Raw genomic sequence first — 6,158 nt, 5'->3', positions numbered from 1 at the left:
TGACAGGCGGTAGCCATTGCTGGTCTGCTGAACCTGGGGTCCCGGACCGTCATTGCCCGTCGGCACGAACCGCCGGATCCAGTCGAGGAAGCCATGGGCGCGCAGCGCCTTCAGGCCGCGCACGATCGCGTCGCGCGAGCGACTGAGCCTGGCCATCATGAAGTCGAGCGAGGGGTCGAGCCTGCCGGTCCTGAAGTCGACGAGATTGACGAAGAGCTCGAGGATTTCGAGCGCGACATGGCCAAGCCTTCTCCTTCTTCCTCGAAGGACGGAATTTTGCGCCTCGTAAGCGAGTCGCGTCGAACGATGCCAGCGCCGCTGCCAACTCGTTGAGGCCGGCGATGCTGATCTGGGGCAGCCCTATCGCCATGGTGGTGCAATAACTTTGATCGAACATCCAATTCGGCAGTTCGCGGCACGGATCTGGACGCTCATCCGTGTAGATGCAGCTTAAACTCTTGCCACGCCTGAACGGCGAGACCTGCACCAACAGCGGGTGCCAAGGATAGGCAATCGTCGAAAAGCGAGAAACGTATGCAGAATGTCGGTAGTTGGCCACCGCGGCCGCGGAATACGAACAGGTGCCCACACATCGGGTCGCGCTTGAGCGCCTCCTGTACCATCAACGAGAGACCCGGAAAGCCTTTGCGCATGTCCGTATGGCCTGTCGCCAGCCAGACCTTTACACCAGCAGGGACCGGGATCATCGACGACCCAATACGCCATCGAGAATCCGGCCAAGCGCTTCCGTGTCGATATCGCTATCCACGCGTACGCGTCTGCCCCGACCCAGCTCAATCGTTACATCGCTACGCTTCCGACGAGGATGGGATGTGGTGGGCGGTTCCGTTTGAACGGGAGAGACTGCCGGCGCGGTCTCGGACACGATCACCGGCACTAACGTGGTTGCCGTCTCGGTCTTCGGCTCCTCGATCCGGCACAGCTCCTTGCGCCAACGGAACAACTGGCTGACATGGATACCGGCCGCGCGAACAATCTCAGAGATAACCGCGTCCGGCTCAAAGCAGGCAGCGACGAGGCGCTCCTTGTCTTCGCGTGACCAGGCTCCGCCGCCGCATCCGCCATCCGAAACCTCCATGTAACGCCGTGGCGGCCTCGCGAAGCGCCACGTCGGCATCGTCCACAGAACTGTGGAGTAGGGTGAAGTCGTGGATCTAACTGTCCCAACGCTTCAGAAAAAGCGGCACGCCTGCGCGTTCGAGCGCACGCGCATAGTCCTCTCCCTTGTCGCGCAGCACGTCGATCTCTGCGGTAAAGACCGTGGCGGACGGCAAGCCGACGAGGTTACTGGCCAGCAACGGGCTGATCCGAGGATCAAGACCGTCAACACCAAAGGGAAGATAGTGACGCCAGAACCACCGCATCATTGTGGCGGTAAGAAAATAGCCTTCGCCGAGACGAGGCCGATGGTGATGAACTCGGTGAAACCGACGGCGAAGGCGCAGAGCGAGAAAATATAGATGGCGGGAGGCATGGGCCGACCTTTCCAGACAGGCCCGCCTTCTCCTTGCGGGACATCGGAAACCGGCGGGCGCAATTGATTCGGCGGCACTTTGGGCTTTGCCTGCATAGTCATAAAGGTGCATAATGGGGGAATACTTATGGCGCTTTGGAAGAAATGGTTCGTAACCTCGACGATCTGGCGGTGTTCGTTCGCGTGGCTGATTGCGGCAGCTTCTCGGCCGCTGCCCGCGCGATGGACTTCGCGCCCACTACGGTGAGCAAGCAGATCGCCCGGCTGGAACGGCAGCTCGGCGCGACCCTGTTCGAGCGCAACACGCGCCAATTGAAGATCACCGAGGAAGGCAGGGCTGTGGCCGAGCGGGCACGGGTCGCTCTCGCCTTGCTCGATGAGGCCGCCGAGATCGCGCGCGCTGGATCGGGCGAACTGACCGGCACGATCCGCGTGACGGCCCCAGTTCCGTTCGGCAGCCGCTATGTCGCGGCGGCAACGGCCGCTTTTCGCAAGCAGCATCCGAAGGTCGGCTTCGAACTGCACCTGACGGATCGCATGGTGGACCTCTATACCGGCGACATAGACGTGGCGATCCGCGTGGCGAAGCTGGCCGATTCACGCTTGATCGCACGTCGGCTTGCCGAAAACCGGCGCATTCTCGTCGCCGCGCCGGACTATCTCGAACGGCACGGAACCCCGGCGCAGCCCCTTGACCTTGCGGACCATACATGTTTGCTGTTCTCCTATCCGGGGCTCGGACGAAACAGTTGGACGCTGCGCAAGGATCGCGAGGCCCAGGAGATCGCCGTATCGAGCGACCTTGCGACCGACAGTGGCGATACGCTGCGAACATGGTGCATCGCCGGTCTCGGCGTGGCGCTCCGGGAATTGTGGGATGTGGCGGACGACCTGCGCGCTGGCCGTCTCGTCCATGTCCTGCCCGGCTGGGAGGAAGAGGCCAGCCCGATCAGCTTCGTGCGGCCGAAGCGCGAACCCGTGCCGAAGCGGATCGGCGCGTTCGGCGATTTCCTCGCCCAGCTCTGGCGCAACCCGCCCTGGGAGACATGAGAAGTGAGGTGCAGGGAATGATGCGCCGAACGCGATCAGCCGCTTTTCCCTTTCTGAAGCGTCAACACTACGATTCCAGCGATTGCCGCTCCCGCACCGACGATGGCGGTCGCGGTCAATCCGAACGCGCTGATCACGCCGCCGCCGATCAGAGAGCCGAGCGCGATGCCGGAGTTGAACCCGGCGATATTGAGCCCGGCGGCGGCGGCAAGTGCCTTAGGTGCGTGCTGCACTGCGATGCCAATGACACGGGCTTGCATGGCGGGCACGGCCGCATAGGTCAGCGCACCGAGCACCGCGATCAGCACCGCCATGGCCGGAACGGAATCCACCGTCGGCCACATCGCCGCTAGCACGATCGCCAGGCCAATCAGGACGATCATCACCGCTTTGTCGGGGCCGAGCTTGTCGGTCATCCGCCCGCCGATGACATTGCCGATGGCCGCCGCGACGCCATAGACCAACATCATCGTGCTGACCCATGTTGCGTTCATGCCGGTCACTTCTATCAGCAGCGGTGAGATGTAGGAGAACAGGCAGAAGGACCCGGTATAAGCCAATACGGTGACGAACGCCGCGACGAGCAAGCGGCGGTCGATCAGCGCCAGCAGATTGTGCATGGCGTCGCGGGGCTCACCGCCATCCCGCGCGTTCGGCATCAAAAGGAGCAGACCGGCCACGCCAACCGCGCCGCAGATCGCCACGCCCATGAAGATGGTCTGCCAGCTCCAGATGCCGCCCAGGAAAGTGCCGATCGGCACGCCAAAGGCCAGCGCCAGCGTCAGCCCGCCGAAAACCACGGCAACCGCACTTCCCGCCCTCTCCGGGGCTACCAACCGCGTTGCCGCGCTGGAAGCAACGGCGAGGAACACACCATGGCCCAGCCCCGATCCGAACCGGGCAGCAAGTAACGAAGGGAGACATCCGGACAGGCCGACAAGGAAGTTGCCAATGGTGAACACGATCATTGCCGCCAGCAGAAGGTGCTTGCGGCTCCAACTCGCGGCCAGCGCCGTCAGGATCGGGGCGCCGATGGTCGCGCCGATAGCATAGGCGGCGACGGCCGTGCCCACCTGACCGACATCCACCTTCAGGTCGGCGGCGATGTCAGAGACCAAACCGATGGTGACGAATTCAGTGAATCCCAGAGCGAAGGCAGAGAGCGCGAAGATATAGATGACCAGCGGGATGCGAGCAGCCTGCGATCTGGGGTCGCTCCTCTGCTGGGCGCTCATCGTACTTCCTCGCCGTTCAGCGCTTCCAGCGCCGGCCTGGCGGTCAGAGCGGAGGACGCCGGGTTCTGGCCGGTAACGAGCCGACCATCGGCAATGGCGAAGGGCTGGAAATCGGTGATGCTTTCGTAACGAACACCCAGCTCGCGCAGGCAGGTTTCCAGCAGGAAAGGTACCGCCTTGTCCAGTCCAGCGGCGCGTTCCTCGCTATCGGAGAAGCTGGTGACGCGGCGGCCGCTCACCAGCGGAATACGATCTTCGTCCTTGACGTTCACCAGTCCGGCCTGGCCGTGGCAGACAGCGGCAATGACCTTTCCATCCGCCCATGCCTTACCGAGCAGCATGGCCAGTTCAGCGCTCTCGGGCAGGTCCCACATGGTACCGTGGCCGCCCGGCAGGAACACCGCGTCATATTCCGAAATGTCGATGGCGCGGACCGGAAGTGTTTCGTTCAGCGCCTTCGATGCGATCTCGTCAATAAGGAAGCGGTCAACGCTGGCCTCGATCTCGCCCCTGGCTTTTGCAGACCGGGGATCGATCGGTGCCGGGCCGCCCCTAATCGACGCCAGCGTGACCGACGCGTCGGCGTCGAGGAAGGCGTAATAAGGCGTCGCCAATTCCTCGAACCACAGGCCGGTCGACTTGTTGGTCTCGCCCATCGTGGTGCTGGATGTGAGAATCATAAGAATTTTGAGGTGGGTATTCATTAGTGCACTCCGGTTGTCGCCCGGAACATGCCTCGCGACGGATCGCGACAAAAATCATTCCTTATGCTATCAACCATAGAAATAACTATGGCTATATGTTCATGAACTACCTCATATATCTGCGCACCTTCCTCGACACCTACCGCGCCGGCTCGCTGACCCGCGCGGCTGGGCGTCTCGGCATCACCCAGCCGGCAGCGTCAGCCCACATCGCCTCGCTGGAGGAAATGCTGGGCAGGCCGCTCTTCATCCGACAGGCGCGCGGGGTTACCCCGACCGCCGCTGCCGACGATCTCGCCCGTTCGATCGCCCCCCAGCTCGACGGGATCGAAGCGACCATGGGTGCGGCGCAGGCGCGCTCCAACCATTTGACCGGCACCGTCCATCTGGTCGGCCCGGCGGAATATCTCTCCGCCCGCATCGGCCCCGCTTTGGCCCCGCTCGTGGGGGAAGGTTTGCGGATACGCATCCAGATCGGCAACCGCGAGCGCATCTATGCGGCGCTCGACAAGGGCCATGCCGATCTTGCTGTTACCGCGTCGCCGCCGGACGGCAGCGTCCACGGCTTCGCCGAACTGGGTCGGGAACGCCTGATGCTGGTCGCGGCTCCGGCAATAGCAGAGCGGGCCAAAGCGCGCACCGTCACCGCGGAGTTTCTGTGCGGGCTGTCCTGCATCGCCTATGATGAGGCACTGCCGTTGTTGGGTCCGTTCTTCAAGCACGTCTTTGGCAAGGCCCCCGACATGCAAGCCGTGGTGACGGCGCCGGATCTGCGCATCCTGATCGGCATGGCCCGGGCCGGAACGGGATGGACGGTGCTGCCGGATTATCTGTGCGCCGAAGCTCTGGCGGCCGGGCAACTCGTTGAACTACCGACGACCCGGCCAGGGCCGAACAACACGCTCTATCTCGTCTGGAGCAAGACGGCGCTGCGCCATCCTCGTGTGGTGCATGTCAGAGATTTTCTGCTGCGGGCGGTTTTGAGCGCGTGAACATGGATGCATGAGTGCCATTGCAATCCTAGCCCCGCATCTTGCCAAACTGCCGCGGCAACGATCCACGAAGCCCGTCACCTGACGGCTGGGTTTGAGAGTGTGGCCATGACGGTGACGATACAGGGCTGCCGGCCATATGTGCCATGGCGGACCGGATGTGGCTTCGAACGCAGATCGCGCGGACAGCGGCACGCGCGCATTTCTCATATGCGACACCATAAGCCGACCTTTTTCGCTCAATGCGCGCGAAACCGAGCTCGCCAAGATGCATCTCAGCGATCCTTAGTCGCTCCGAAGCGACCAAATCCAGAAGCTTCGACCGCGTGTCGGCGGCGAGATGCGCATCCTGACGAACGCGATCGACACCTCCGGGCGCGGCACCTGAATCTGCGGGAAATGAACGATATCGCCCCAGACCAGCAGGCTTTTGTCACCTGAATCGAGCCGATAGCCGGTGTGTCCAGCGGTGTGGCCCGGAAGCGGAACCGCCGCCACGCCAGGCAGCACCTCCCCGACGTCGAAGGTGCGCAGCCGGTCGCGATAGCCATCGAGCTTCTGACGCGCCATGAGGAAGTTACCACGAGCGCGATCTGGCGCGCTGCTTAAAGCGTGTCGCATTTATCTGGCCTCATAGCCGGCGGCTTTGAAATAGTTGCGGCATTCTGCGACTGAGAAAAGG

8 protein-coding genes are annotated in these 6,158 nt (G+C 62.9%); 2 read left to right on the top strand and 6 right to left on the bottom strand.

The genetic code is table 11. The features are described 5' to 3' along the window. Nucleotides 1–431 precede the first annotated feature (431 nt). From ACPYOP_RS32385 to ACPYOP_RS32375, 3 genes are all read right to left on the bottom strand, one after another. Nucleotides 432–623, bottom strand: coding sequence for a hypothetical protein (locus ACPYOP_RS32385; protein ID WP_481414292.1), 192 nt, complete (start codon nucleotides 621–623; stop codon nucleotides 432–434). Between the two features lie 80 nt (nucleotides 624–703). Next, entirely contained in the window at nucleotides 704–1,099 is a 396-nt protein-coding gene (gene tnpA / locus ACPYOP_RS32380) for an IS66-like element accessory protein TnpA (protein ID WP_481414291.1), read from the bottom strand. 76 nt (nucleotides 1,100–1,175) lie between these two features. Next, nucleotides 1,176–1,385 (bottom strand): alpha/beta hydrolase fold domain-containing protein, encoded by a 210-nt coding sequence (locus ACPYOP_RS32375; protein ID WP_481414290.1) that lies wholly within the window; start codon nucleotides 1,383–1,385, stop codon nucleotides 1,176–1,178. Between the two features lie 254 nt (nucleotides 1,386–1,639). Here ACPYOP_RS32375 and ACPYOP_RS32370 point away from each other — a divergent pair, with 254 nt between their 5' ends. Beyond that, entirely contained in the window at nucleotides 1,640–2,545 is a 906-nt protein-coding gene (locus ACPYOP_RS32370) for a LysR family transcriptional regulator (RefSeq protein ID WP_481414289.1), read from the top strand. A 35-nt stretch (nucleotides 2,546–2,580) separates the two neighbouring features. On the opposite strand, the gene ACPYOP_RS32365 is transcribed toward ACPYOP_RS32370, so the two are convergent. Further along, nucleotides 2,581–3,780 carry an MFS transporter gene (locus ACPYOP_RS32365; RefSeq protein ID WP_481414288.1) on the bottom strand — a complete coding sequence of 400 codons (1,200 nt, stop codon included), beginning with the start codon at nucleotides 3,778–3,780 and terminating at the stop codon, nucleotides 2,581–2,583. Continuing rightward, on the bottom strand, nucleotides 3,777–4,484 hold the full coding sequence (locus tag ACPYOP_RS32360; protein WP_481414287.1) for a type 1 glutamine amidotransferase domain-containing protein: 708 nt from the start codon (nucleotides 4,482–4,484) through the stop codon (nucleotides 3,777–3,779). The genes ACPYOP_RS32365 and ACPYOP_RS32360 overlap by 4 nt, the downstream gene beginning before the upstream one ends. 101 nt (nucleotides 4,485–4,585) lie before the next feature. Here ACPYOP_RS32360 and ACPYOP_RS32355 point away from each other — a divergent pair, with 101 nt between their 5' ends. Beyond that, entirely contained in the window at nucleotides 4,586–5,476 is an 891-nt protein-coding gene (locus ACPYOP_RS32355) for a LysR family transcriptional regulator (protein ID WP_481414286.1), read from the top strand. Between the two features lie 285 nt (nucleotides 5,477–5,761). On the opposite strand, the gene ACPYOP_RS32350 is transcribed toward ACPYOP_RS32355, so the two are convergent. Then, nucleotides 5,762–6,046 carry a hypothetical protein gene (locus ACPYOP_RS32350; protein WP_481414285.1) on the bottom strand — a complete coding sequence of 95 codons (285 nt, stop codon included), beginning with the start codon at nucleotides 6,044–6,046 and terminating at the stop codon, nucleotides 5,762–5,764. Between the last annotated feature and the right edge of the window lie 112 nt (nucleotides 6,047–6,158).

The sequence above is a fragment of the Rhizobium sp. KNZ2-6A genome, assembly GCF_056755475.1.
Note: the sequence above shows the minus strand (reverse complement) of the source record. Positions and strands in the feature narration are given on the sequence as shown.

Coding starts and splice junctions, on each gene's coding strand:
- ACPYOP_RS32355 (WP_481414286.1), top strand. CDS start 4,586: ATGAACTACCTCATATATCTGCGCACCTTCCTCGACACCTACCGCGCC.
- ACPYOP_RS32385 (WP_481414292.1), bottom strand. CDS start 623: ATGGTACAGGAGGCGCTCAAGCGCGACCCGATGTGTGGGCACCTGTTC.
- tnpA (WP_481414291.1), bottom strand. CDS start 1,099: ATGGAGGTTTCGGATGGCGGATGCGGCGGCGGAGCCTGGTCACGCGAA.
- ACPYOP_RS32370 (WP_481414289.1), top strand. CDS start 1,640: ATGGTTCGTAACCTCGACGATCTGGCGGTGTTCGTTCGCGTGGCTGAT.
- ACPYOP_RS32350 (WP_481414285.1), bottom strand. CDS start 6,046: ATGGCGCGTCAGAAGCTCGATGGCTATCGCGACCGGCTGCGCACCTTC.
- ACPYOP_RS32365 (WP_481414288.1), bottom strand. CDS start 3,780: ATGAGCGCCCAGCAGAGGAGCGACCCCAGATCGCAGGCTGCTCGCATC.
- ACPYOP_RS32375 (WP_481414290.1), bottom strand. CDS start 1,385: ATGCGGTGGTTCTGGCGTCACTATCTTCCCTTTGGTGTTGACGGTCTT.
- ACPYOP_RS32360 (WP_481414287.1), bottom strand. CDS start 4,484: ATGAATACCCACCTCAAAATTCTTATGATTCTCACATCCAGCACCACG.